Annotated in this window: 21 protein-coding genes, 1 tRNA gene and 3 pseudogenes; 10 read left to right on the top strand and 15 right to left on the bottom strand. The window is 61.1% G+C overall.

All coding sequences use genetic code 11. The annotated features are described in order from the left end of the window. Positions 1–14: 14 nt before the first annotated feature. Entirely contained in the window at positions 15–491 is a 477-nt protein-coding gene (locus N4R57_03345; GenBank protein ID UYV38142.1) for a MarR family transcriptional regulator, read from the top strand. 39 nt (positions 492–530) lie between these two features. Here the strand turns inward: N4R57_03345 and N4R57_03340 are convergent, their stop codons facing one another. Genes N4R57_03340 through N4R57_03330 form a run of 3 tightly spaced genes read right to left on the bottom strand, consistent with a single transcriptional unit; the run spans position 531 to position 5,132 of the window. Next, positions 531–3,593, bottom strand: coding sequence for an efflux RND transporter permease subunit (locus N4R57_03340; protein UYV38141.1), 3,063 nt, complete (start codon positions 3,591–3,593; stop codon positions 531–533). A 10-nt stretch (positions 3,594–3,603) separates the two neighbouring features. Next, entirely contained in the window at positions 3,604–4,653 is a 1,050-nt protein-coding gene (locus N4R57_03335; protein ID UYV38140.1) for an efflux RND transporter periplasmic adaptor subunit, read from the bottom strand. Beyond that, positions 4,647–5,132: a MarR family transcriptional regulator gene (locus tag N4R57_03330; protein ID UYV38139.1), complete on the bottom strand. Its 486-nt coding sequence runs from the start codon at positions 5,130–5,132 to the stop codon at positions 4,647–4,649. Before N4R57_03330 ends, N4R57_03335 begins: the two co-directional genes overlap by 7 nt. A gap of 324 nt (positions 5,133–5,456) precedes the next feature. Between N4R57_03330 and N4R57_03325 the strand changes: the two genes are divergently transcribed. Further along, on the top strand, positions 5,457–7,628 hold the full coding sequence (locus N4R57_03325; protein UYV38138.1) for an anthranilate synthase: 2,172 nt from the start codon (positions 5,457–5,459) through the stop codon (positions 7,626–7,628). A gap of 205 nt (positions 7,629–7,833) precedes the next feature. Here N4R57_03325 and N4R57_03320 read toward each other — a convergent pair whose 3' ends face one another. The 4 genes and pseudogenes from N4R57_03320 to N4R57_03305 all read right to left on the bottom strand — a co-directional run bounded on the left by N4R57_03320 (position 7,834) and on the right by N4R57_03305 (position 11,824). Further along, positions 7,834–9,102 (bottom strand): FAD-dependent oxidoreductase, encoded by a 1,269-nt coding sequence (locus tag N4R57_03320; protein UYV38137.1) that lies wholly within the window; start codon positions 9,100–9,102, stop codon positions 7,834–7,836. Continuing rightward, entirely contained in the window at positions 9,103–9,930 is an 828-nt protein-coding gene (locus N4R57_03315) for an ABC transporter permease (GenBank protein UYV39502.1), read from the bottom strand. It lies immediately after the preceding gene. A 66-nt stretch (positions 9,931–9,996) separates the two neighbouring features. Further along, positions 9,997–10,760 (bottom strand): annotated as a pseudogene (locus tag N4R57_03310) (ABC transporter ATP-binding protein). Positions 10,761–10,789: 29 nt separating this feature from the next. Beyond that, complete coding sequence (locus N4R57_03305; protein ID UYV38136.1) at positions 10,790–11,824, bottom strand: ABC transporter substrate-binding protein; 1,035 nt, start codon at positions 11,822–11,824, stop codon at positions 10,790–10,792. A gap of 205 nt (positions 11,825–12,029) precedes the next feature. On the opposite strand from N4R57_03305, the gene N4R57_03300 reads away from it, so the two are divergent. The 3 genes from N4R57_03300 (at position 12,030) to N4R57_03290 (ending at position 14,983) form a co-directional block, all read left to right on the top strand. Beyond that, positions 12,030–12,953 (top strand): LysR family transcriptional regulator, encoded by a 924-nt coding sequence (locus tag N4R57_03300; protein UYV38135.1) that lies wholly within the window; start codon positions 12,030–12,032, stop codon positions 12,951–12,953. Positions 12,954–13,044: 91 nt separating this feature from the next. Continuing rightward, complete coding sequence (locus N4R57_03295) at positions 13,045–14,202, top strand: chorismate-binding protein (protein ID UYV38134.1); 1,158 nt, start codon at positions 13,045–13,047, stop codon at positions 14,200–14,202. Next, positions 14,102–14,983: a hypothetical protein gene (locus N4R57_03290; GenBank protein UYV38133.1), complete on the top strand. Its 882-nt coding sequence runs from the start codon at positions 14,102–14,104 to the stop codon at positions 14,981–14,983. Before N4R57_03295 ends, N4R57_03290 begins: the two co-directional genes overlap by 101 nt. Before the next feature lie 61 nt (positions 14,984–15,044). Here N4R57_03290 and N4R57_03285 read toward each other — a convergent pair. Beyond that, positions 15,045–15,131 (bottom strand) — tRNA-Leu (locus N4R57_03285). Between the two features lie 155 nt (positions 15,132–15,286). On the opposite strand from N4R57_03285, the gene N4R57_03280 reads away from it, so the two are divergent. From N4R57_03280 to N4R57_03270, 3 genes are all read left to right on the top strand, one after another. After that, complete coding sequence (locus N4R57_03280) at positions 15,287–15,718, top strand: hypothetical protein (GenBank protein UYV38132.1); 432 nt, start codon at positions 15,287–15,289, stop codon at positions 15,716–15,718. A gap of 317 nt (positions 15,719–16,035) precedes the next feature. Beyond that, positions 16,036–16,779 (top strand): rhomboid family intramembrane serine protease, encoded by a 744-nt coding sequence (locus tag N4R57_03275; GenBank protein UYV39501.1) that lies wholly within the window; start codon positions 16,036–16,038, stop codon positions 16,777–16,779. Continuing rightward, on the top strand, positions 16,776–17,147 hold the full coding sequence (locus tag N4R57_03270) for a GFA family protein (protein UYV38131.1): 372 nt from the start codon (positions 16,776–16,778) through the stop codon (positions 17,145–17,147). Before N4R57_03275 ends, N4R57_03270 begins: the two co-directional genes overlap by 4 nt. Positions 17,148–17,328: 181 nt before the next feature. On the opposite strand, the pseudogene N4R57_03265 reads toward N4R57_03270, so the two are convergent. Together N4R57_03265 and N4R57_03260 are read right to left on the bottom strand one after the other, a co-directional pair. Next, positions 17,329–18,470: pseudogene (locus tag N4R57_03265) on the bottom strand (alpha-D-ribose 1-methylphosphonate 5-triphosphate diphosphatase). Continuing rightward, a complete protein-coding gene (locus N4R57_03260) occupies positions 18,467–19,192 on the bottom strand; it encodes an alpha/beta fold hydrolase (protein ID UYV38130.1) in 726 nt (241 codons plus the stop codon). The pseudogene N4R57_03265 and the gene N4R57_03260 overlap by 4 nt, the downstream one beginning before the upstream one ends. A 43-nt stretch (positions 19,193–19,235) precedes the next feature. Here N4R57_03260 and N4R57_03255 point away from each other — a divergent pair, with 43 nt between their 5' ends. Continuing rightward, positions 19,236–19,694 (top strand): NUDIX domain-containing protein, encoded by a 459-nt coding sequence (locus tag N4R57_03255; GenBank protein ID UYV38129.1) that lies wholly within the window; start codon positions 19,236–19,238, stop codon positions 19,692–19,694. A 63-nt stretch (positions 19,695–19,757) separates the two neighbouring features. On the opposite strand, the gene N4R57_03250 is transcribed toward N4R57_03255, so the two are convergent. The 5 genes and pseudogenes from N4R57_03250 to groES all read right to left on the bottom strand — a co-directional run bounded on the left by N4R57_03250 (position 19,758) and on the right by groES (position 24,029). Continuing rightward, positions 19,758–20,603, bottom strand: coding sequence for a DMT family transporter (locus N4R57_03250; protein ID UYV38128.1), 846 nt, complete (start codon positions 20,601–20,603; stop codon positions 19,758–19,760). Between the two features lie 51 nt (positions 20,604–20,654). Beyond that, positions 20,655–21,235: pseudogene (locus N4R57_03245) on the bottom strand (VOC family protein). Positions 21,236–21,318: 83 nt separating this feature from the next. Then, positions 21,319–21,786, bottom strand: a complete 468-nt coding sequence (locus N4R57_03240; protein ID UYV38127.1) for an N-acetyltransferase — start codon at positions 21,784–21,786, stop codon at positions 21,319–21,321. A gap of 271 nt (positions 21,787–22,057) precedes the next feature. Continuing rightward, complete coding sequence (groL, locus tag N4R57_03235; protein UYV38126.1) at positions 22,058–23,701, bottom strand: chaperonin GroEL; 1,644 nt, start codon at positions 23,699–23,701, stop codon at positions 22,058–22,060. A 40-nt stretch (positions 23,702–23,741) separates the two neighbouring features. Then, positions 23,742–24,029, bottom strand: a complete 288-nt coding sequence (gene groES / locus N4R57_03230; protein UYV38125.1) for a co-chaperone GroES — start codon at positions 24,027–24,029, stop codon at positions 23,742–23,744. 290 nt (positions 24,030–24,319) lie between these two features. Between groES and N4R57_03225 the strand changes: the two genes are divergently transcribed. After that, on the top strand, positions 24,320–24,751 hold the full coding sequence (locus N4R57_03225; protein ID UYV38124.1) for a VOC family protein: 432 nt from the start codon (positions 24,320–24,322) through the stop codon (positions 24,749–24,751). Positions 24,752–24,868 lie beyond the last annotated feature (117 nt).

Here is a 24,868-nt window from a genome sequence, read left to right as displayed (position 1 = left end):
ACCGGAGGCAAAACGTGAGCGAAATCCATACTATGGCCGGGCACCTGATCCGCCGCCTCAACCAGATTTCAGTGGCAATTTTCGCCGACCGTATGGCCGAAATCGAGGCCGAGATCACACCGGTGCAATTCGCCGCGCTCACCATGATTCGCGAAAACCCCGGCATCGACCAAGCCAGCCTCGCGCGGGCAATCGCCTATGACAAGGCCACAATCGGCGGCGTGGTTGATCGCCTCGCGGCGAAATCTCTGATCCTGCGACAACAGTCCAAAACCGACAGACGTGCGCGCGCCCTTGCGATCACCCCGAAAGGCGACGCGCTGCTGGATCATATCGGCCCGACTGTGCGCGCGCTTCAGGACGACATCCTCATCGGCCTTGATGATGACGAAAAGAAGCAACTCGTGACCCTGCTTGGCAAAACCGCCACCGCCGGGAACACCCGCTCACGCGCGCCGCTCACGCTGCGCCCCGACCAAAGCAAAGCATAAGGATCAGGCAAAAGCCCCGCCCGCGCGGGGCTTGCCGCTTTAATTGGCCACGGCTGCCCCCGCCTCGCGCAGGCGGCGTGCCTCCTCGCGCGAGAAGAACAGATCATACAGCACCGGCGCCGCCACCAGCGTCAGGATCGACGCAAAAGCCAAGCCGCCCATGATGGTGATCGCCATCGACACGAAAAACGCATCCGTCAACAAAGGCGCCATGCCAAGGATCGTCGTCACTGCCGCCAACATCACCGGCCGCAACCGCGAGGTCGACGCCTCAACAATCGCCTTCCTCAATGGGACACCCTCGGCGCGGACAAGGTCGATTTCCTCAACCAGAACGATCCCGTTTTTGATCAGCATCCCCGAGAGCGACAACAGCCCCAAAAGCGCAGTAAAGGAAAACGCCACATCCGACGCCAACAGGGCAATCACCACGCCGTTCACCGACATCGGAACCAACAGCCAGATAATCAGCGGCTGGCGCAACGCGTTGAACAACAGGATCGAAATCAGCACCATGATCAGCACGGAAATCGGGATCTGCGCCCCCAGCGCGGCCTGCGCCTTGCTCGAGCTTTCGTATTCGCCGCCCCATTCCATCTGATACCCGACCGGAAGCTCGAACGCCTCGACCGCAGCCTGAATCTCGGCCTGCACCTGCGCCGCGGTCATATCCGCTGGAATATCCGCCTCGATGGTCAGGGTCGGCACCCGGTCGCGACGATGCACCAGCGTGTTTTGCACGCGATACTCCAACCCGTCCGTCACCTGTTCGATCGGAAGAACGCTGCCGCTCGTCGCGGAAAACACCACCTGATCGGACAATCCCAGCGCTTTTTCGCGGGACAGACGCGCAATGATCGGGATTTGCCGCTCGCCCTCGCGGAACACGCCCGCGGTGACACCATCGGTCGCCAGTAGCAGCGCCTGCGCCACATCCTCGCGGCTGATCCCGGCGGTCTGCGCGCGCTCGGTCGCATAGACCGGCGCAAGGACAAGCTCCTGCTCGCGCCAATCCGTGCGGATGTCGACAAGGTTGTCGGAACTCGCCTTCAACGTCTGCTGTATCTTCTCGGACAGCTGGCGCAGCACATCCGGGCCCTGCCCGGACAGACGCACCTGGATCGACGCGCCGCCACCGGGGCCAAAGGCAAGCCGCTTACTGCGGAACTCGCCCTGCGGGAACGACGCGCGCGCCCAGGCTTCCAGCTCCTCGCGCAGCGGCGGGATTTGCTCCAGTCGCTCGGTCTGAATAATCAGATGGCCATAGCTCGGGTTCGCCTTTTCCGCTGAATAGGTCAGCATGAAACGCGACGCCCCCTGCCCGACAAATGTCGCGACGGATTGCACCTCTTCGCGCTTCTCCAGCCACGCTTCCATCTTGCGCAGATCATCCGAGGTTGTGTGAATATCGGTGCCTTGCGGCAGCTTGTAATGCACAAAGAACATCGGCGTGTTGCTGTCGGGAAAGAACGATTGCTTCATCAGGCCAAAGCCCGCGAAACACACCACCGTCACGGCAATCAGCCCGACAACAACCAGCCACCGCAGCTTCAACGCCCATTTCAATGACCAGCCATAGGCGCGAAACATCCATCCGCCATAGGCATCATCTTCGCCCGCCGTGCCCCTCTTGAACAGGTAATGCCCCAACAGCGGCGTCACGGTCAGCGCCAGAACCCAAGACAACAACAGCGAAATGCCGATCACCGCAAACAGCGAAAACAGGAACTCGCCCGTCGCATCCGGCGACAGGCCGATCCCGGCAAACGCCATGATCCCGATCACCGTCGCCCCTAGCAAGGGGATCTGCGTCTTAGCCGCCGCATCATCCGCAGCACTGCGGCTGTCTTTGCCGCGGCGCATGGAAATCTGCATGCCCTCCGCCACCACGATGGCGTTGTCCACCAACATCCCCATCGCGATGATCAACGCCCCCAGCGAAATCCGCTCCATCTCGATCGAAAACAACGCCATGAAGAACAGCGTGCCCACCACGGTCAGCAAAAGCGTTGCCCCCACGACAATCGCCGCACGCCAGCCCATGAAGATCGCCAAAACAACCACCACGATGCCAACCGACAGGGCAAGGTTTACCAAGAACGCGCTCGATGCTTCATCAACCACCACGTGCTGCTGGTAAATCGGCGACAGCTTGACCCCATGCGGAATCTTGGTGTCCAACTCGGCCAGCCGCGCATCGGCCCTGCGCCCCACTTCGACAATATTCTCGGTCGAAAGCCCCGCAACACCCAGCGTGAATGCGTCATGGCCGTTAAACCGCACCATCAGGTCGGGCACCTCTTGGCGCGCGCGGTAAACTCGGGCGATATCGAACAGGTTGACGACCTCTCCACTCGCCCCGATGGTCAAAGACGCCAGCGCCTCGACCGAGCCCGTGCCCTTGGGCGCCTGAATGTTGGTCCGCACCCCGTCCGCCCCGCGTACAGACCCCGCAGCAACCACCGAATCCGCCGTCGCCAGCGCGCTGATGATGGCTTGCGGCGGCAGGCCAAGGTTAACCGCCAAAGACATGTCCGGTTCAACAAAGATCGCCTCGGCCGGCAGCCCCTTGACCTCGACATCCGCAACCCCGTCAACGGTCAGCAATTCGCGCCGCAAAAACGTGGCGAGCTGGTGTTTTTCTGCGTCCGAAAATCCTTCGGCTGTCACCGCATAATATATCCCGAACACATCCCCGAACGCGTCGTTCACATAGGGCTCGCTCGTTCCTTCGGGCAGGCTGCGCGCCGCGTCTGATACCCGGTTGCGCAACTTGGTCCAGATCGGCGGAAGTTCACTCCCGTCAAACGTCGAATAGACCTCGACCGTGATCAAGGACGACCCCGGCTGGTTGACCGAGGTAATGCGCTCGACTTCGCCCAATTTTTGAATGGCGGATTCCAGCGGCTCGCTCACCTCCGTTGCCACCTGCTCGGCGGTCGCGCCCGGGTATTGCGTCGAAATCACCACCTGTTTGATGGTAAACGCCGGGTCCTCCAGCCGCCCAAGCGACGAAAACCCCCATAAACCGCCCAGCAATGCGCCGAGAATGACCAGCCACGTCAGCAGCGGTTTTTCGATAGAAGCTTTTGCAATGTTCATGGCCGCACCCTCAGTTTCCGAAACCGGCAAAACGGCGGACCTTTTGCCCATCCTCAAGCGCCGCACCACCAGCGGCCACGATCTCCAATCCCGGCTCAAGCCCCGACACAACGAGAATGCCGCCCTCCGGCGCCTGTGCCACTGTGACATTGCGCTTGCTCAGGGTGCCTTCGCTCGCGCCTTTCGGTGCAAAGACCAAGACGCTCGGCTTGCCCGCCGCATCGACGAAAACGGCTGTCTTGGGCAAAAGGATCGCGTCCTTATGCTCCCCCTTGATCGTTGCGATCACCGTGGCCGATGCGCCCGGCAAAATCCGCACGCCCTTTGGCGGGGTCATGCCCAACGTCACGCGATATGATTGCCCAACCTTCGACGTTTCGGCGTTGAACTCGCGCAATTGCGCCGGAAAAATCTTGTCCGAGGACGGAAACTTGGCATGCAACTCTACATCCGGCGCGGCATCGGCCCGCAGGAACAACACTTCCGGGATATCCACCTCGATGCGAATTTCCGACATGTCGTGCAACCGCACCACCGGGGTCCCCGCCGCGATCGTCGTGTAATTCGCCACATCGCGCGCCGCGACCAATGCATCAAACGGCGCGTATAACGTGGCATGGTTCAGCGCGAACTCTGCGTTCTTCACCGCCACATCGGCCAGCGCCGCCGCCGTCGCCGCATCATCAATGCTCACCTGACTTACGGTCGAGCCGGACAACCGCTTCAACCGCGCCAAAGTCCGATCCGCCTGCTCTTTCTGCAATTTCGCCTGTTTGAGAGCGAGCTCAAAGCTTTCAAGATCAAGCTGCGCCACAAGCTCACCCTGCTTGACCGTCACCCCTTCGATCACCGGAATGCTCTGCAACTGTCCCCCCACCTGAAACGCAAGATCAACAGTCTGGCGCGCCACGACCGAGCCGTAAAACTGGCGCGTCACCTCGGTGCCACCGTTTTGTGCCACGATAAGCTTCACAGGCTTCAACAGCTCCTGCGCCCCGACGGGAAAAGCCAAAAAAATCGCGGAAACAAGCGCCACAACGCGCGGGTAAGTCATCAACATGCTGTCACTCCTTCTGGCAGCCCACCTGCCCGGATGTTCTTTGCAACCTTCTGCATAAGGTCGGCAACGATCTCGGTTTCGCTTTTTGAAAGCCCCGTGACCTCTCGAAAAACGTCTGTCGCTTCGCGCAACGTCTCTTGGCGCGTCTCCATGCCCTTGCGCGTCAGGCAAAGCTGCCAAGCGCGGCGATCCTGTGGATCCCGTTCGCGTTGGAGCATGCCTTTTTCTTCCAATTCGTCTGCGATCAACGTTACCGTCGATGGCAAAACCTGCATATCCGCCGCCAGCTCGCCCATACGACGTGGCACAGCGAGGTGAACAATTACTTTACGCTCATTCTTGGACAGAGCAGGCGCTGCGCTTGCCCCTTCGAACACCTCATTGATTGTCCAATAGAGCAGGTGAACCCCCAGCAAAACGCTCAGCTCCGCAGGGAGGTCCGATGGAATTCCATCGCGGATGGTAACGGTTTCAGACATCACAAGGTCTCTCGCTTCAGGCAATGAACCGCGATATACTTCATTTTATGAAACATTCAAGTCCCGAATTGAATGCGCCCCCAATCAGCGAAATTTAACAAACGCGCATGAAACCATTGCGATTCTCTGAATGGCACCGCATAACACTCCCCGGAAACTATGGCTAAGCCGCCATAGATGCGCTCGAACTTTGGAAAAGCACATGATGATTCATCGATGGCGAGGCCAAACATACTGAACCCGTCACTTACGTGACCGGGTCGCCTGCCCCTTTTCCACGATGCCCGGGCCTCACAGCCCCTCCCGAGAGATGTTAGCAAAATCATGATCAACCAAACTTTCGTCACCGATGGTGGCGTCACCGTCACGCGACAGGTCCACGACGCCGAATTCAAAACCTCTTCCGAAGCCCTGATCGACCGGCTCGACAGCCACCTTGGCGCGCTGTTCAGCTCGAATTACGAATACCCCGGTCGCTATAACCGCTGGGAGTTCGGCTTCGCCGAGCCGCCCCTGATGATCCAGAGCCGGGGCCGCGACATGCGCCTGCGTGCGCTCAACGCGCGTGGTCAGGTGCTTTTGTCGATCATCCAGCCCGCACTTGCTGACCTGCCCGAGATTGCCAGCCTCACCGTCGCCCCGGACGAAATCTCCCTGACCCTGCGCGCCCCTGAACGCGTTTATAACGAGGAAGAACGCTCCCGCGCGCCGTCTGTCTTTTCGGTATTGCGCGCGATCATGGCCCTGTTCAAAAGCGACGAGGATCACCACCTCGGCCTTTACGGCGCCTTCGGCTATGACCTCGCCTTCCAATTCGAACCGATCGAACTCAAACTCGAACGCCCGGCGGATCAGCGTGACCTCGTCTTGTTCCTGATCGACGAACTCTTGGTCACCGACCACTATTCAACCCGCGCCCATACTTACTCCTACGAGTTTTCCAAGGGCGATCTCTCGACAGAAGGCCTCGCTCGCGGCACCGCACCCGATGCGTTTGAGCTTTCGGACGCCGAAGTCACGCGCGGCGATCACAACCCCGGCGAATACGCCGAGCTCGTCCGCGCCGCGAAACATAGCTTCCGCCGTGGCGACCTGTTCGAGGTCGTGCCGGGTCAGGTGTTCTACGAGCCCTGCGCGGACAGCCCCGCCGCAATCTTCCGACGGCTCAAAGTCATCAACCCCGCGCCCTTCGGCTTCCTCATGAACCTCGGAGACAAGGAATTCCTCGTCGGGGCCAGCCCGGAAATGTTCGTGCGCGTGACGGGTCGGCGGGTCGAAACCTGCCCTATCTCCGGCACCATCGCCCGCGGCGCCGACGCAATCGAAGACAGCGCCCAGATTCTCAAGCTGCTCAACTCCGAAAAGGACGAGAGCGAGCTGACCATGTGCACCGATGTCGACCGCAACGACAAATCGCGCGTCTGCGATCCCGGCTCCGTGCGCCTCATCGGGCGACGCCAGATCGAGATGTATTCGCGCCTGATCCACACGGTTGACCACATCGAAGGCCGCCTGCGCGAAGGCATGGACGCATTTGACGCCTTCCTCTCTCACGCTTGGGCCGTGACGGTGACGGGCGCGCCCAAACTCTGGGCGATGCGCTTTATCGAAAACCACGAGAAATCGACCCGCTTCTGGTATGGCGGCGCGATTGGGGCCGTGGGCTTTGACGGCGACATGAACACCGGCCTCACCCTGCGCACCATTCGCATCAAGAACGGCGTCGCCGAAGTCCGCGCCGGAGCCACTCTGCTCAACGACTCCGATCCCGATGATGAAGAGGCGGAAACCGAACTCAAAGCCTCGGCCATGCGCGCCGCCATTCGCGGCGACGTGCGCACCAATGCCGGAAACGGCGACGGCTGGCGCGTGCCGGTCGGCACCGACAAACGCGTGCTTCTGGTCGATCACGAGGACAGCTTCGTGCACACGCTGGCCAACTATGTCCGGCAAACCGGGGCCGAGGTGCTCACCACCCGAACCCCCGTCGCGGCAGAGGTGTTCGACAGCTTCAAACCTGACCTTGTGATGATGTCCCCCGGCCCCGGTCGCCCGCAGGATTTCGATTGCTCCAACACCATCCAAGCCGCGCTTGACCGCGGGCTGCCCATTTTCGGCGTCTGCTTGGGGCTGCAAGCGATTGCCGAATTTTTCGGAGCATCGCTGGCCCAACTCGACGATCCGGTGCACGGCAAACCGGCACAGCTTACCGTCGAATACCCCGGCCATATCTTTGCCGGTTTGGGAGAGAAAGTGACCGTCGGGCGGTACCACTCGCTCTACGCCACGCGCGACAGCCTGCCGTCCGACCTTCGCGTCAACGCCGTGACCGCCGATGGCATCGTCATGGGGCTGGAACACACATCCCTGCCGGTGGCGGCGGTGCAATTCCACCCGGAATCCATCATGTCTCTGGGGCAGGATGCAGGACTGCGCATGATCGAAAACGCCATCAGCCGGTTAACCGAAGAAACCCTGCGCGAACCAGCGGAGTAACCTTACGCGGGTCCGCCTCGGTGGACTCGCGCATCCCCGACCCGGGGGCGGCGACCCAACGTCGCCGAGTCGCGCTTTATCCCCGCCAAATGCGTGCGACTTCACGGCATCGCATTCCCTCACCAAATCGCCGCCCCATGGGACGGGTCGGCGATGCGCGGCGGCCCTAGGGGCCGCTGCATCGCGCATGCGTGTTACGTCAACGTCAAATCAACGCCCCATGCGCCTCCAACACCGCGCGCACCGCGTCCGCGCTCGGCGCGATCCCGGCTTTCGCCGTCAACGCCGCGCCAACACCCGCCGCCTCGCCACTGGCAAACGCCGTGCCCATCACCCGGGTCGAGCCATAGGCCATCGGGTCCGCCCCGATCACCCGTCCGGCATACCAAAGGTTCTCCAACCCCTGCGCGCGCAACGCATCAAGCGGGATGTGGTAATACCCCGCGCCGCCGACATGCTCATAAATTGGCTTCCCGGCTTCCGAATGAAGCTCGATCGGCCAAGCCGCCCGCGCCACCCCATCGGCATGCAACCGCCCGGCCACCACATCTGCATGGCGCACCTCATAGCGCGCCGCCGGATGGCGCGTCTCGCGCACCCCGATCTGTGGCCCGGTCTGCGCCAGCCAAGCACTCTCAAACCCGTGCACGCTGTCGCGCAACACCTCAACCATGCGCAGCCCCATCTCGCGTGCGCTCTGCTCGGCACGCGTAAAGCTGCGCCATGACAAGTCCGGCATCTCGCGGTCGATGACCAGCCACCAGAAATCGCTCGATGACGGGACGCGTGTGTAAATCCCACCATCGGTCCGGTTGATCTTGAATTCACTCTGCGCGTTGAACTGCTCTACCGCCGCACACATCCGCGCGCGCTCGATCTTGGTATCGGGCGCAAGACCACCCACGCGCATCGGCATTGTATAAGCTTGCAAGCGCCCTTCGCCGTCGCCAAACCGCATCGGCACCCCGGCCACCAACGCCAGATTGGCGTCACCGCTCGCATCGACATAGCCGCCCGCAGTGATATGAAACCGCCCGTCCATGCCGGCCACGGTGACCCGCTCAACCGCATCCCCCGTCCGCGTCGCCGCCGCGACCCGCGAATGCAACATGACGTCAATCCCATGCGCCGCCAACAACCGGTCCAACGCCACCTTCAAACGCTCCGGGTCAAGCAGCACAATCCAGTTATGCGTCGTCGGTGAATGATAGGGCGCGCATTCCACGCCCAGCTTGCGCATCTCATCAAGCAATTGCTCACCCGCGCCGCCAACCGCCTTCACCGGCGTGTCGCCCTGATGGAAAAACCCGCAATAGGCCAGCACCTGAGCATTGGTCGCCGCCCCCCCGAGGAAGCCGTATTTCTCGACCAAGGCCACCTTCGCCCCCGCCTGTGCCGCACCAATCGCTGCGCCCACACCTCCGGCACCGCCGCCAGCGATGACGACGTCATAAGTCTCGTTATTCTGTGGCATTTAGTTTCTCCAGCTCAGGAAAGCACGCTCCGCGCGCGAGATCAGCCAGCTCACGATCAAGCCCATGACAGACAGGATCATCACACCGGCAATCAATTGGTCCGTCGACATCAGGTTCCCGGCCAACAGCACATAGGCCCCGATGCCATATTCCGCCCCGATCATCTCGGCCGCGACCAACAGGATAATCGCAATCGACGCCGAAATCCGCATCCCCGACAGGATCGCAGGCAGCGCCGCAGGCAACACAATCTTGCGCACGATTTCCCAGCGCGACAGGCCAAAGCTCTGGCCCATGCGGATCAACGTGCGATCAACTGAATCAATCCCGCCATAGGTGGCGATCACCGTGGGAAAGAAACAGCCAAACAGGATGGTGGCCACTTTTGACCCCTCACCAATGCCGAACCAGATGATGAACAGCGGCAACAGCGCGATTTTCGGGATCGGAAAAATCGCCGACACCAGCGGCGCAATCCCCGCCCGCGCGATAGAATTCAGCCCAATCGCGGTCCCCACGATCAGCCCCAAAATGGTCCCGGCGGAAAACCCGATCACCAAGCGCTGCAGCGACGCGCTCAGATGCTTTTGCAAATTGCCCGAGCGGACCAAATCCATGAACGCGCCAAACGCCTCGCTCGGCGCGGGCAATACCAGCTCTGAGATAATCCCCAACCGCGATCCGGTCTCCCAGATAATCAGCAGGCCCAAAAAGACAAACAGCCCGATAAATCGGCGGGGCTCGGTTTTGAACCCGCCGCCGCGAAAATGAACCGGACGCTCGGTGGTCTCGCTCGCGGGGCGCGCCTCTGGCGTTTTGGCGTGCATCGTCACATCGGCCATATCCGGCCTCCTCATTCTTGGTTTTGGTCGCCCATGCGGGCAGACGGGTCTTTATTCGGTCAGCTCAAGATCGGCGCTCTGCGCCTCTTCGCGCATCATGTCCCACAGGCTCTGCTGGATCTCGGCAATCTTGGGGTCCGACATCTTGCGCTCGGCCAGCGGTATGTCGATCTCAACAATCTCGCGCACCACACCGGGGCGGCGCGACAACACCACAACCTTGTGACCCAGCCGCACGGCCTCGGCCAGATTGTGCGTAATATAACACGACGTGAACCGCTCGCGAGTCCACAGATCAATCAGATCATCCATCAGCAATTCGCGCGTCTGACTGTCCAGCGCCGACAGAGGCTCGTCCATCAGCAACACAGCCGGGTTCACCGCCAGCGCCCGCGCAATCGCGACCCGCTGCTTCATCCCACCCGAAAGCTGCTTGGGCACCGCCTTGCGGAAATCCGACAGCCGCGTGCGCGCCAGAACATCGGCGATCCGCTCTTCTTTCTCGGTCTTGCTCAACTTGTGCCGTTCCAGCACCAGCGAAACATTGTCTTCGACACTGCGCCACGGCAGCAGCGCGAAATCCTGAAACACATATGTCAGGGGGTGAGAGAGCCGACAGGCGGCTCTCCCACTTGCATGACCTGACCCTTGGTTGGCTGCTCCAACCCGCCCAACAGGCGGAGCAAGGTCGACTTGCCACAGCCCGACGGCCCGATCACACAGACGATCTCGCCTTGCGGGATGTTCACATTGATATCGCGCAAAACTTCCAGCTCGCCATACCAATGCGACAGGGCATCAACTCTCAGGTCCATAAAGGTCGCTCCAGACTAACGTTCAGGTCTCAGTTGGTTTCGACAAAGCTGTCATTGACCAGCTGGTCAATGGTCAGATCCGTCTTGACCAAACCTGTGTCTTTGAACCACTTCATCTGCTTGGCAACGTCGGTCTTGTTCAGCGATGCACCCTCGTTCAGGAACATGGCACCAGCCTGAATCGAAGGCGCAGCCTTCTCATAAGGGCGATCCGTGTAAACATACTTGTGCAGGATCTTGGTCAGCGCCTCTTTTTCGGCTGGATCGGCATCGGGGTTCAAAAGACCCGCATTCATATCGGCAATCCCGCGCGCATAGGCTTTGATGAACCGCTTCACCATGTCGGGGTTGTTCTCGATATTATCGACCGAAGTGATCATCGTCGAAATCTGGTATTCGACATAATCGTTCAGCTTGCCGATCTGTTTCGCAGCACCGCCCTTGGCCAAAGCCTTGGCGATATGCGGAACCATGATCATCACGTCGGTCTGGCCCGATTTGATCGCCGCAATCATCGCGCCAACCTTTTGCAGCGGCACCAATTTGATGTCGCCCATGTCCCACCCTTTCGCTTCCGCGATCCGGCTGGTCATATAGTGGAACGTCGAGCCAACTTGCGTCATCGACACCGAATGACCCGGAATATTGTCGATCGAGGTCAAACCGGCCTCATAGGCCTTGTTCGACGCCAGAACGATCATGCCGTCAAAACCCTTGGTCTCGTGCAGCACGCCGCCCACAACGCGAAGCGCGTTTTTCTCGGCCAGGTTCATCAACCCGCCGGTCACACCGGTCACGCCGAAATCAACGTCGCCGCTGGCCGTGGCCACAGCAATCGGCTGTGCGGCTTGGAAGAATTCGAACGTGACGTTCAACCCTTCTTCCTTGAAATAGCCGCGCTCAAAAGCAACGAAACCGGCACCGTGGCTGGTAAAGCGCAGCGCGCCCAGCACCACATCATCATCCGCAGCCGCCGCATTCGGCATGCCCACGCTCATAATTCCCGCAGCCACAGCCGCAATATTGGCCAGCCAGACGCGGCGCGTCATCTTGAAAAGTCCCATTTTTCCTCCCTTACCCCCGGATCAAGGGGGTCTCTTCGATATTTCGGCGCACCTGCGCCAATACACCGCGAAACACTGCACCACTTGCAAGCGCGATGAAAGAGCTTCCTTGCGTTAAAACCATAGCCTATGACTATAAGCGAGCTGTGAAATTGAGCCGCCTGTCGCGCGCCTAACCCGCATAAATTGAACAAAAGGGCCTGCTTTGCTGTCTTTTCGCCAACTCGAAGTGTTCCGCGCCGTGATGATCAACGGCTCGATAAGCGCCGCTGCAAACCAACTCGGCATCGCGCAACCCACTGTCACCAATACGATTCGTCGCTTGGAAGACGTGCTCGACACCACCCTGTTTGATCGCACAGGCGCAAGGCTCAAACCCACAACCATTGCGCGTCAGGTGTTCGAGGCCTCGACCACCACCATGTCCGCGTTTGAACGCCTCTCCGAAACCGTGCTCGAAGTGGTGCGCGGTCAACATTCCACTTTTCGCATGGGCGTCTCCCCCTCGGTTAGCCAGGCACTCGGCCCGCGAAGCCTCGCGCTGTTCTCACGCCAACGCCCCGAAGCCAAATTGCGCATGGACACGCTGTCGATGAAGCAAATCCGTGACTACCTCTGGCTGTCAGAGGGCAATTGCGCCGTCACCATCTTTCCGGTGGATCACCCCGGCATCGCCTCTTTCCGGATCTCGTCCATCGGCATGGTCTGTGTCGTGCCTGACGATCACGCCCTCGCTGAGAAACCCTCTGTCTCTGTTCACGACATCGCCGATGAGCGGCTGATTTTCTTCCACCCCAACACGCCCCACGGCAAACTGGTGCGCCAGATTTTCTTTGACGCAGGCCTCCAGCCCAACATCTCGATTGAAACCCGTTTCACCGAAACCGCGCCCCACCTCATGCGCGAAGGCTTCGGCATCGCGCTTCAGGACGAACTCACCGGCCTTGGGGTCCACTCTCCGGGCTATCGCGTTATTCCGATCGCCGAAACCCTGCGCCAACCAGTGCTGTTTCACTGTCACGCCAATCAACAGAACGATCCCGATGTGCGCACCGCATTGAAATGCGTGCGTCAGGCAATCGACGAACTCAGCTTCCCCGATGAATTCCAACTTATCAAAGAGGGGTAATGCCACCGCCATTCACCGCATAGGCAAAGGCTATCGAATTTCATAGTCTTCTCTCTGGCCCGCCTGCCTGCAATAGGACATTTTCCCGCCCATGAAACTCACAGCCGCCCAAACCGCTTCGCTTTGCTTCGCCGCCGCCAATGATCTGGCCTATGCCTTCTGGCGCCAACCGGGAGAGGCAGGCTTTACAACGCTTATCTCCTGCACGCCGCCTCAAACCACGGCGGTATTCGGTGGCGCAGACCTGCCCGGCTTCGTCGCCGCGCCGTTCCGCACGGAAGACGGCAATCAGGCGTCGCACTTCCCTGCCGATGTGCTCATCACACCAACGCAAACCCGGTTCCGGAACGGCACAGGTTTCGCCGAAACCCCGCAATCCGATCTTCAGGCCGCCATCGCGCGGGGCACCACGCGCCGCCCCCTCCAAGCACCGGCCAGCGCCACGGCCCCCGCCCCAACGCCGCGCGCCGCCTATGAGGCCCGCGTCAAACGCGCCGTTGCAACGATCAAATCCGGTGCCTGTGAGAAAATCGTGCTCTCGCGCATTGATCCCCGCCCCCTGCCCGACGCCTATGACCTCATCGCCCTGTCCGAGGCACTGGCCCGCGAACATGCCCACGCCATGATCACAGTGTTCAGCGCGCCTGACACCAGCACTTGGCTGGTTGCCACGCCGGAAATCCTGCTGACCGCTGACGCCCAAGGGGTCGAAACCATGGCCCTCGCCGGCACGCAATGGCCCCCCTCGGGAACGCCACTCTCCGACGTCAACTGGGACGACAAGATCGTTCACGAACAAGCCCTTGTTGCCGATTTCATCCGCGAAGCCTTTACCGCCGAAGGGGTCACAAACCTGCGCGAGACCGCCGCCGCCACCGTGCAGGCCGCCAATCTCTGCCACCTGCGCTCGGAATTTACCGCCGCGGCTCTGCCCGCCGAAACCCTCGCCGGGCTGTTGCGCCGCCTGCACCCCACCTCGGCGGTGTGTGGCATGCCCCGCCCGGAATCCCGCGCCTTCATCCTCGATGAAGAGGGCGACACCCGCGGGCTCTACACCGGCTATTTCGGCCCCACCGCGCTTGACGGGCGCACCGCGCTCTACGTCAACCTGCGCTCGGCCCGTGTTGCCGGGTCCGAAATCTACCTGCATGTCGGTGGTGGCATTGTCGCCGCCTCCGATCCCGCCCTCGAATGGGAAGAAACCGTCGCCAAAACCAAAACCATCGGCTGCGTGCTCGAACCGGCATGACCGCGCCGGACACCCCCTTCTCTTCCCGATTATCGGCGCCCCCGTGGCCGGGGTGTTCTCGCCCCCTGCCTTCAACGCCCATTTCGCCGCCCATGGCATCGCCGCCCGAATGGACCCGATCGAACTTGCGCCCGATGGCCTCCCCGCCTTTCTGGATCTCTTGCGCCAAAGCCCCAGCTTTGCCGGATGCTCCATCACATACCCACATAAGCAAGCCGCCTTTGCGGGCGTCGATCACCACACCGACCGCGCCGCCCGACTGGGCGCGCTCAACACCATCCGGCGCAACCCGGACGGCACCCTTACCGGAGACGCGACCGATGGCGCCGCAATATGCGCCGCCATTCTGGCCAAAGGCGGCACAATCTCTGGCAAATCCGCCCGCATCCTCGGTGCGGGCGGCGGCGCGGGTCAGGCCATAGCCGATGCGCTTTGCACCCTCGGTCTTTCGCATATCGCTCTCGACGAAACTGACCCGACCCGCGCCACCCTTGTTCGCACGCTGATTGAAACCCATTGGCCTGATGTGACGTTGCTGCCGACCGGCTCTGACGCGGACATCCTGATCAACGCCACCACGCTCGGCAAATCGGGTGACGATCCGCTCCCCTTTAACGAGCCGAGCATCGCCGCCGCCGAAATCGTCTGCGATGTGGTCACCCACAGCACCGCAACCCCCTTGGTCGCGCGCGCCGCAGCCATGCACAAGCCAACTGTAACAGGCGCAGACATGGGCGCAGGCCAACTGGCCCCACAACTGGCCTTCCTCGGCCTCTCGTAAAAGCCGAAAGACAGCCGCAGAAACCGGCCTGAACGCCTAAAAACCTGCTAAAAAGGACAAGTGGTGCGGGCGGTGGGACTCGAACCCACACGGGCACAAGGCCCAACAGATTTTAAGTCTGGTATGTCTACCATTCCATCACGCCCGCAACATCCCGGACCATAGCTTCAGAATTTTTCGCGTAAAGCCCTACAAAGCGACCATCTTGCCAAATTTCTGCCAATTTCTTGGTTAAAAACCTTAGCCATGGACAACGCAGCACCTCATACACATTCCCGCCTCCGCCAAGCTTTCCAACGCGGCATGCTTATCGCACTCGGAATCGCCTTCATTCCCGTGGCAATCGTTGCGACGGGGCTGTTCCTTTCCGGCTATCAGCCCCAAGATTTCAGCCCCAACCTGCGCTATGCGCTGATTGGCCTGTGGCTGCTCTATGTCTTTACCGCAGACCGGATCGCCGACATGCAATTCTGGCGCCGCTTTCCGTTCCTTCGCAGCCAGAACATGGGCGAGATTATCACCGTTGCGATGTTCGCGGCGATCATCGCCTCGCTGCGCATTGATGCCGGCGCGCCTCTGCATTGGATGATCCTCGGCTGGCTCAAAAGCTTCGTAATCCTCTTGGCCGTCTTCATGTCGCTCTATCTGATCTTCCGCGCTGTCACAAAATCTTGGCGGCGCGCGCGCTCACGCAGCTACAAGCGCCCGGATGCCAAGCATTCGGTGTCCAACTAAGCGCCCACATCTCGTTGGTAGTCTGACGCGCCCGCTGCGCATCCGGCGCCTCCCTGACCGCTTCGATCAACCGCGCCAGCGCGACACCATAGTCCTTGGCCTCACGAGTCCTTGGCCTCAGGACAGCTTGCAGCCCCTGCCGCGCCCGACACAGCCGCGCCGCCCAAAAACATCGCCCACAACAGGTCCGCAAACCGTGCCATAACGCATCATGCCGCATCCCGCGCGCCACTCAAATAAACTCGGCTTGATCGCCCGCGCGCACCCGCCCTATTTCCACCTTCCCCAATTCCGCGAAAGCGGCTAGCGTGCCGAGCATGTTTCCCATTCGCGATCATAACCCGTCCGGGCGCACGCCCTTTGTCACCTACGCGCTGATCGGCCTCAATGTGCTGATCTTCATCAGCTATTATACGGCGCTGTTTAATGAACCGATGGCGCTCAACATCATGTTCTACGAATGGGGCATCGTCCCACGCGAGATTTCGCTGGGCAGCGGCTACGCCACACTGCTCACCTCGATGTTTCTGCATGGCGGCATCATGCATCTCGCTGGCAACATGCTCTTCCTGTGGATTTTCGGCGACAACCTCGAAGACGAGATGGGCCATATCGGCTTCCTTTTGTTCTATGTCGCCTGCGGCTTGCTCGCCGGATATGGCCATGTGCTGGCAGAGCCTTATTCCGACATTCCAACCGTTGGAGCCTCCGGCGCCATCGCCGGGGTCATGGGCGGCTATCTATTGCTCTTCCCCAAGGCGAAAATCGACATTCTGCTGATTATTGTCATCTATTTTCGCATCTTCACCATTCCGGCCTGGATCATGCTGGCGGTCTGGTTCGTCTTGCAATTCTCCGGCGCGCTCACCTCTGATGCCAACAGCGGCGGCGTGGCCTATTGGGCCCACGCGGGTGGCTTCATCGCCGGGTTGGTGCTGACCCTGCCATTCTTCCTGCGCCGTGGCGGGTCAACCTATTGGGAGCGTAACGACATGCACCCGCCGCACCCCGACGCAACATACGACCCCTCCAAAATCCCCTTGGTGCGCCGCCGCAAATGAGCACGCCGCTGAAACTCACCTGCCACTGTGGCGCCGTGGAACTGCGCGTGCCCCCCTCCGCGCCCTTAAGTGAGGCGCGCCATTGCGACTGCTCATTCTGCCGCCGCCGCGCCGCCGCCACCCTTACCGTTCCACTCGACGGGCTGACCATCACAAAAGGCGCTGAAAACCTGTCGCTCTACACATTTGGCACCGGCACAGCGAAACACCATTTCTGCAAAACCTGCGGCATCTACACCCATCATCAACGCCGCTCCAATCCCAATGAATACGGCGTCAACCTTGGCGCATTAGAAGGGGTAAACCCTGCCACACTGGAACCGCTCGGTTGGCACGACGGCGTCAACCACCCCTCCGACACCCCCTGACAGTCGCCAATTACCGGCGACCTGCGGAGGCTTGCGTAGCTTTGCCAAGAAAGCCCCCCCCCGAAAGCGTCAAAGCCCTCCAACTTTCATCTTGCCCCAAATACTCATGCAAAACCCATCCCCCCCGCGCTTCGCTTAAAGAGCGGGCATTGGGCGGGCGCGTCTTGCTCTGACAGGGCTCTTACATAAACCGTTCCGCCACATCGCCACTGAGATAGCTGAACCGCCCGCCACTCATGGTCGCCGCAAGCCGCCCGCTTTTGGCCTCGACCACCAACAGATCCGCGCGCTTGCCCGGCTCTAAAACTCCGCGATCCTCAAGCCCCAGCATGCGCGCCGGGCCTGAAGACACCAACGCCCAAGCCCTGCTCAAATCGCAAACCCCCGCCTCAACCAGAAACATCGCGGCGCGGCGCAATGAAGGGTAGTGGTAATCCGACGCCAAAGCATCGCACAGGCCCAGCGCGACCAATTCATGCGCCGGAACATTGCCGTTATGCGAGCCGCCGCGCATCACATTGGGGGCGCCCATGACGATCCCGTCGCCCGCAGCCCGCGCCGCTTCGGCTGCCTCAAGCGTCTCGGGGAATTCGGCAATCGTGGTGCCGCGCCCGTGCCACATGGCGTGCTCCTCGGCGCTTCGGTCATCATGGCTACCCATCCGCACACCCGCCGCCGCAAACCGCGCGGCCAGCGCCGTAATCGCTTCGGGCAATTCATCCCGGCGCGCGTGCAACTCCTGCATCAGTTTCAATAGCGCTTCCGGGCTGCGCCCCGATTTCAACGCCGTCCCGGTCAGCCGCTTGGGCAGTTTGCCCGCCTCCAACCGCTCGTGCGGGACGTGATCGTTAAACACCACATAACCAACGCCGAACCGCTCTGCCAAGGCCGCGAAATCCTCATAAGCGTCCAGCATCAGCACCTCGAAACGCAACTGCGTTTGCAAGTCGGTCACAACCTCCCCGCGCACGCGATCCAACGCCTCCAGCATCGAGCGGGCAAACTCCGGCCCGCGAAGCCCCCCTCCCAGCTGTAAAACTGCGCCAGAATTGCGGTGGTGATCCCGTTCGCCGCCAGCTCAGCCTCGGTCGCGATCAGCCCACCGGCCATGTCCTTCATCGCCCCGCGGCGTGGCGCCAGATGCCGCTCAAAGCCGTCCCCGTGAATGTCCACGATCCCCGGCAAAAGCCGATATCCACCAAGGTCAACCTCGCGCCCGAAACGCTCCGCCGCGATCATGCCCCCCGCAATACTCAGCGGCCCGTCTTCCAACCCGGCAGGGCGCAAAACCTCCGCCCCCGTCAGGCACAATTGCAAACTCATTCCTCGTCTCCCCCGCCCAACAGCACATCGCCCATATCCAGCCCGCGCCGGAACCGCCCGTGTTTCAAAAACTCCAGAACCTGCGCAATCACCAACGGGTTGTTCATCAAAAACGTATGCGTGACCGGCAACACCAGATGGTCTTTCATCCCCGCAACCTTGGTCGACGCGACCGAGACCTTGCCATCATCCGGCCCCTTCAAAATCACCGAATACGCCGGGCTCAGCGAGCGGTTCCCCGCGATCACCCCCAGCTCAAACGCCACCGGCCCCAGATGCTGCGGCAAGGCGTCCGGCCCCGTCCCAAGCTGCATCCCCGCCGGGCCGTTGACCCAGCCAAACACCGTCCAGTCGCCCAGCTTGTCAACCAACTCCGACCCGTGGTTCGGCGGTGCCAACATCACCACCCGCCCAAGGTTTGGCGGCTGATAGGTCTTAAGCCATGTGCGGATCAAAATGCCGCCCATCGAATGGGTGACAAAATTCACCTTTTGCGCACCACATTGATCCACCGCACGCGGCAGGGTCTTCACGATCAACGACAGGATCGGCTCTTCGGTTGATGGATACCCCGGCCGGATCACCTGATACCCTTCGCTTTCCAACACCTCGCCCAGCACCAGAAACGACGCCTCGGTGCGCGCCAGCCCATGCAGCAGGACCACACATTCGCCCCGCACCACCGACGGCAGAAACATCAAAAGAAAAAGCAAAACCCGCATAAGGGTTGAGATAGGCCGAAACTCCTGCCTATGAAAGGGGGATATGACCCGCCGCCGCCCTATCCGCCTCGCGACCCGCGCGCTGATCGTCGTTGAAAAGCGGCTCCTGCTGGTCAACGCCTTCCCCGGTGCTGACACAAAGCTCTGGTGCGCCCCCGGCGGCGGCGCCGAACCGCACAGCTCCCTGCCAGACAACCTCGCCCGCGAAGTGCATGAGGAAACCGGCCTGATTGTGCAGGTCGGCGCCCCCGCGCTGGTCAATGAATACCACAATCCGGCAGACGGCTTTCATCAGGTCGAGGTGTTCTTTCGCTGCACCCTATTGTCAGGCACGCTCACCGACGACTGGCGCGACCCCGAAGGCGTCGTAACCCGCCGCCGCTGGTTCACCCGCGCCGAACTGGGCGACATCCGCTTCAAACCCGATAGCCTCCCCGACATCGCCTTCGATCCGGATCACGCCATTGGCTATGACCCGATTGAGCCTGTCGCAGCCCCCTAAGCACACGCGCAATCGGCCAACCACACGTCAACGCACCGCTCCGAAACAGGCATTCGCCCCGCTTCAGCCGCGCCTTACGCCCGGCCGTCGGTCCACCACCGACACCGCCACCCCGCCCAGCACCAGCACAGTCGCCACCACCAAACGCCAGCTCACACCCTCGCTTAAAAACACCACCCCGCCCAAGACTGCGATCACCGGCACGCTCAACTGCGCCACCGCCGCGCGCGCCGCGCCCAATGCCGGCAAAACCGCATACCACAAGGCATATCCAAGCCCCGAAGTCACCGCCCCCGATACAATCGCCAAGGCCGCGCCGACCAGTGTCATCCCATCGGGCAATAGCAACCACGCCACAATGCCCACCGGCGCCGCATAGACAAAATTTCCCGCCGTCGTGACAAGCGGGTCCACGGCCCCCCGCCCGACAAGCGAATACACCCCCCAGCCAAGCGCCGCCGCCAACATCAACGCCGCCCCGCTCAGGCTCACCGCCACATCTCCAGCAGGCCACATCAACACGCATAGCCCCGCAAAACTCACCCCCGCCCCGATCCAGCGCGACAGCGGGATCACTTCACGCGCGGTGACAGCTCCGGCGAACATTGTCACCTGCACGCCCCCAAACAGGATCAGCGCCCCGATCCCGGCCCCAAGGCTGACATAGGCAAAGGAAAACCCGAGCACATAAAGCACAAGCGTCATAGGCCCCGTCCAACCGGGCCAGCGCCACGGCACAGCACCCCGCCGCTGCACCACCAGCACGACCAAAACCACCGCCCCCGCGATCAACCTTATGGCCGCAAAGCTCGCAGGGCCGCTCTCGCCCCCTTCCAAAGCCAACCGGTTCAGCACCGAATTGGCGGCAAACGCCACCATGGTCAGCGCCGTCAAAAGAAAAAGCCTCATCCGGCTATGCCTCGCCTGTGTAGGGTGCGATTTTTCACGCACCAATCTTGCTCAATACGGGTCTTTCGCCGCGCGATCTTCCGACAACGATGCTTGGCTCGCCGCCACCAGCCGCTCAATCGCATCGGCCAGATGGACCGCTGCAATCGCCTTGTCGCCCCGCGCCTCGCGCAGCTTGTGCGCCTCCATCAAAACCTGCGCATGGCTGCACCCGGCGGGCGGCTCAAACTTGTAGTTCGCCAACTCGATCAGCAATCCCATCGGGTGTTGAAATAGATCGAGTCCATAAAGCCGCGATCCTTCACGCCAGAATGCCCAATCCCGCGCGCCTCCAGCCGCTCAACCGCCTGCAAGAACGTGACCCGGCTCACGCTGAACGCCAGATGATGCACACAGCCCGGTTCGGTCGGGGTGCGCCGACTGTCTGGCGTCCGGCTTTCATCGGTGAAAACCGTAATCATCCGCCCGTCACCGGGATCGAAATACAAATGCCCTTCGCCCGGATTGTCCAGATTGGGTTGCTCAAAAACGAATGGCATGCCCAACACACCTTCCCAGAAATCAATGCTGGTCTGTCGGTCCGCCCCGGTCAGCGTGATGTGATGCACGCCCTGCACTTGCAACTTTTCCATGTCTCTTTCCTTTGGCTGTTGCCACCCAAGATAGGCAACCCGCGCCCGCTTGTCGCCTCACATCCCCGCGCGCAACCTGTGCGTCAAAGCTCAGAAAACGCCGTTGGATAGATCAGCTCACGCTCCGGTGCGTCCGTTCCCGGCCCCGCCAGCAGGGTGTGTTCAACCGAATAGGGCGAGTTCAGCCGCGCCGCCCGCGTCTGGCTAAACCCCGCGCGCTCGTAAAACGCCACCTCGCCCAGCACGACAATATGCTGCCCCGCCAGCCGCGCCCACTCGCTCAGCATCCCGCACATCCGCCGTCCGATGCCGCGCCCCTGCTGCTCTGGCGCAACCGCCACGGGCGCAAGACAAAGCCACCCTTTCGGCGCTTTGAACGACGACAACGCGACATAGCCGATGATGCGGCCATCCTCGGCCACCACGCTTTCGCCCGCCATCTCGCCACGTTTGCGCAACAGCCGAACCAGCCGCGCCTCGCTGTCATTGGGAAAGGCCGCGTTAAGCAATCGCTCAACCTCGGCCTCTTCACCCCGTCGCATTTCTCGCATGAAATCTGTCATGCGCCGCAGAAGACACCGGTTTCGCTCGGAAGGAAAGAGCCGTACATCGCCTGACCGGAGGATAGCGACCAACCTGCGCCCCCCTCACTCAATCGCCGGGCCGTCGCCCTTTGTCCCGTGCGGTGTATGTCTGCACCAAACGAAAAAGGGCGCCCCAAGCGGAGCGCCCCCCTGTTTCTTTTGCGGTGACCCGTCCGGCAGGATTTTCTGACGAAAAACCGCCTTTCGGGAAGCCAGAACTCGCTTGCGCGAATTCGACTTACATCATGCCGCCCATGCCGCCCATGTCGGGCATGCCGCCGGCCGGGGCTGCGCCCTCTTTGGCAGGCTTGTCGGCAACCATGGCTTCGGTGGTGATCAGCAGACCAGCAATCGACGCCGCATCTTCCAGAGCGGTGCGAACCACTTTGGCCGGGTCAATCACGCCGAATTTGAACATGTCGCCATATTCTTCGGTCTGTGCGTTGAACCCGAACGCTTTGTCGTCGCTTTCGCGGATCTTGCCGGCAACAACCGCGCCGTCAACACCTGCGTTTTCTGCGATCTGACGCAGCGGCGCTTCGATGGCCTTGCGCACGATGGCGATACCATTGGTCTGGTCAGCGTTTGCGCCTTCCATACCGTTCAGCGCTTTACCGGCCTGAACCAGAGCAACACCACCACCAACAACAACGCCTTCTTGAACAGCAGCGCGTGTCGCGTTCAGAGCGTCATCAACACGGTCTTTGCGCTCTTTCACTTCGGTTTCGGTCATGCCACCGACACGGATCACAGCAACACCACCGGCCAGCTTGGCCACGCGCTCTTGCAGTTTTTCACGGTCGTAATCGGATGTGGTTTCTTCGATCTGGGTGCGGATCTGCGCCACGCGTGCTTCGATCTCGGCTTTTTCACCGGCACCGTCCACGATGGTGGTCTCGTCCTTGGTGATCTGGATCTTCTTGGCGGTGCCAAGCATATCCATGGTCACGTTTTCCAGCTTCATGCCGAGGTCTTCGGAAATCACCTGACCACCGGTCAGAATGGCGATGTCCTGAAGCATGGCTTTACGACGGTCGCCGAAACCCGGAGCCTTAACAGCTGCGATTTTCAGGCCACCGCGCAGCTTGTTGACCACGAGGGTCGCTAGCGCTTCGCCTTCCACGTCTTCAGCAATGATCAGCAGCGGCTTTTGCGACTGGATCACCGACTCAAGCAGCGGAACCATGGCTTGCAGCGACGAGAGTTTCTTCTCGTGCAGCAGGATCATGCAGTCTTCAAGATCTGCAATCATCTTGTCCGGGTTGGTCACAAAGTAAGGCGACAGGTAACCGCGGTCGAACTGCATACCTTCAACAACGGTTGTCTCTGTTTCCAGACCTTTGTTTTCCTCGACGGTGATAACACCCTCGTTGCCGACCTTTTGCATCGCGTCTGCGATTTGCTGGCCGATCTCGGCTTCGCCGTTGGCGGAAATCGTGCCGACCTGCGCAACTTCGGCGCTGTCGTTCACGTCACGTGCGGCGGCCTTGATGCCTTCCACGACTTTCGTGGTAGCAAGGTCGATCCCGCGCTTGAGGTCCATCGGGTTCATGCCCGCGGCCACAGCCTTCATGCCTTCTTTAACGATGGCTTGGGCCAGAACGGTCGCGGTGGTGGTGCCGTCGCCGGCTTCGTCATTGGTGCGGCTGGCGACTTCTTTCACCATTTGCGCGCCCATGTTCTCGAACTTGTCTTCAAGCTCGATTTCCTTGGCAACCGAAACACCATCTTTGGTGATGCGCGGCGCGCCAAAGGATTTATCCAGAACCACGTTACGGCCTTTCGGGCCCAGGGTCACTTTCACCGCATCGGCAAGGATGTTCACACCCTTGAGCATCTTGTTGCGGGCATCGGTGTCAAACTTTACGTCTTTAGCAGACATGCGCTTGCTCCTTAAATCTCGTTGTTATCGGGGGCGACAATCAGGCAATGATGCCCATGATGTCGGATTCTTTCATGATCAGCAGCTCTTCACCATCAAGGGTGATCTCGGTGCCCGACCATTTGCCAAAGAGGATCTTGTCGCCTTCTTTGACATCCATTGCGATCCGGTCGCCATCGTCGTCGCGCGCACCTGCGCCAACAGCCACGATAACACCTTCCGCGGGTTTTTCCTTGGCGCTGTCGGGGATGATCAGCCCGCCTGCGGTTTTCTCTTCGCTCTCCGTGCGACGTACAACCACACGGTCATGAAGCGGTGTAAATGCCATCTCTACAACTCCTTTGAGACAGTCGTTTCTCCCTAGACCTGCCCGCCTGAAAGCACGGGTCAAGGCCGTTAGCACTCACTTGTCTCGAGTGCTAACGGCGCATAGGTATGAACCACGCAACGATGAGTCAACCACAAAGCCCGTGGTTTTTTCCGAAACATCCGCGAAACCTCGACCAAAGACCGGCACAGGCCGCACCACGGGCTGTATCACCCGGCAAGACGCCCTAAACTCTGCCCTAAACTCTGCCTGACCGCGCCACCACTGTTCCCCCAACCGGAGCCGCCCCCATGCCCCCGACTGACCACGCCAGCCCTTCGCCCTTTGCCGCAATCTCGGCGATTGACTATACCGTCATCTTCACCCGCGACATGGAGGCAATGCGTGCGTTTTATGAAACCGTGATGGGCTTTTCACACCTGCGAAGCCTCTCGCCGAACTGGCATGAATACCGGATCGGCCCCAACACGCTGGCGCTGGCCAAACCGGGGCTGACGCCCGATGACGCGCCCCTGCCGCATGGCAGCGCCGCGCTGCAACTGGCGTTCCGCGTGCCCACGGCCACCGTCGATGCCTGCGCCGAAATGCTCGACACCCAAGGCATCCCTGTCCTCTCGCCCCCGGCAGACCGTAACTTCGGCAGCTTCACCCACCGAACCCTGTTCTTTCGTGACCCCGACGGCAACGTGCTGGAAATCTATGCCGAGTTCGCGACACCATAACCCAGCATAACCCAGCGCACCCGCCGCCCCCCTCACCCTCGCGCCACCACGCCGGAAGAGTGCGCGGGCAGCCGGGCGGAATACCCCTTTCCCTTCGCCCGCCAAACCCTCTACGCT

It is taken from the genome of Rhodobacteraceae bacterium D3-12 (assembly GCA_025916135.1).
In the GTDB taxonomy this organism is placed as follows: domain Bacteria; phylum Pseudomonadota; class Alphaproteobacteria; order Rhodobacterales; family Rhodobacteraceae; genus JAKGBX01.
Note: the sequence above shows the minus strand (reverse complement) of the source record. Positions and strands in the feature narration are given on the sequence as shown.

Coding starts and splice junctions, on each gene's coding strand:
- N4R57_03340 (UYV38141.1), bottom strand. CDS start 3,593: ATGAACATTGCAAAAGCTTCTATCGAAAAACCGCTGCTGACGTGGCTG.
- N4R57_03335 (UYV38140.1), bottom strand. CDS start 4,653: ATGTTGATGACTTACCCGCGCGTTGTGGCGCTTGTTTCCGCGATTTTT.
- N4R57_03330 (UYV38139.1), bottom strand. CDS start 5,132: ATGTCTGAAACCGTTACCATCCGCGATGGAATTCCATCGGACCTCCCT.
- N4R57_03325 (UYV38138.1), top strand. CDS start 5,457: ATGATCAACCAAACTTTCGTCACCGATGGTGGCGTCACCGTCACGCGA.
- N4R57_03320 (UYV38137.1), bottom strand. CDS start 9,102: ATGCCACAGAATAACGAGACTTATGACGTCGTCATCGCTGGCGGCGGT.
- N4R57_03315 (UYV39502.1), bottom strand. CDS start 9,930: ATGCACGCCAAAACGCCAGAGGCGCGCCCCGCGAGCGAGACCACCGAG.
- N4R57_03305 (UYV38136.1), bottom strand. CDS start 11,824: ATGGGACTTTTCAAGATGACGCGCCGCGTCTGGCTGGCCAATATTGCG.
- N4R57_03295 (UYV38134.1), top strand. CDS start 13,045: ATGAAACTCACAGCCGCCCAAACCGCTTCGCTTTGCTTCGCCGCCGCC.
- N4R57_03290 (UYV38133.1), top strand. CDS start 14,102: ATGTCGGTGGTGGCATTGTCGCCGCCTCCGATCCCGCCCTCGAATGGG.
- N4R57_03280 (UYV38132.1), top strand. CDS start 15,287: ATGCTTATCGCACTCGGAATCGCCTTCATTCCCGTGGCAATCGTTGCG.
- N4R57_03275 (UYV39501.1), top strand. CDS start 16,036: ATGTTTCCCATTCGCGATCATAACCCGTCCGGGCGCACGCCCTTTGTC.
- N4R57_03270 (UYV38131.1), top strand. CDS start 16,776: ATGAGCACGCCGCTGAAACTCACCTGCCACTGTGGCGCCGTGGAACTG.
- N4R57_03260 (UYV38130.1), bottom strand. CDS start 19,192: ATGCGGGTTTTGCTTTTTCTTTTGATGTTTCTGCCGTCGGTGGTGCGG.
- N4R57_03255 (UYV38129.1), top strand. CDS start 19,236: ATGACCCGCCGCCGCCCTATCCGCCTCGCGACCCGCGCGCTGATCGTC.
- N4R57_03250 (UYV38128.1), bottom strand. CDS start 20,603: ATGAGGCTTTTTCTTTTGACGGCGCTGACCATGGTGGCGTTTGCCGCC.
- N4R57_03240 (UYV38127.1), bottom strand. CDS start 21,786: ATGCGAGAAATGCGACGGGGTGAAGAGGCCGAGGTTGAGCGATTGCTT.
- groL (UYV38126.1), bottom strand. CDS start 23,701: ATGTCTGCTAAAGACGTAAAGTTTGACACCGATGCCCGCAACAAGATG.
- groES (UYV38125.1), bottom strand. CDS start 24,029: ATGGCATTTACACCGCTTCATGACCGTGTGGTTGTACGTCGCACGGAG.
- N4R57_03225 (UYV38124.1), top strand. CDS start 24,320: ATGCCCCCGACTGACCACGCCAGCCCTTCGCCCTTTGCCGCAATCTCG.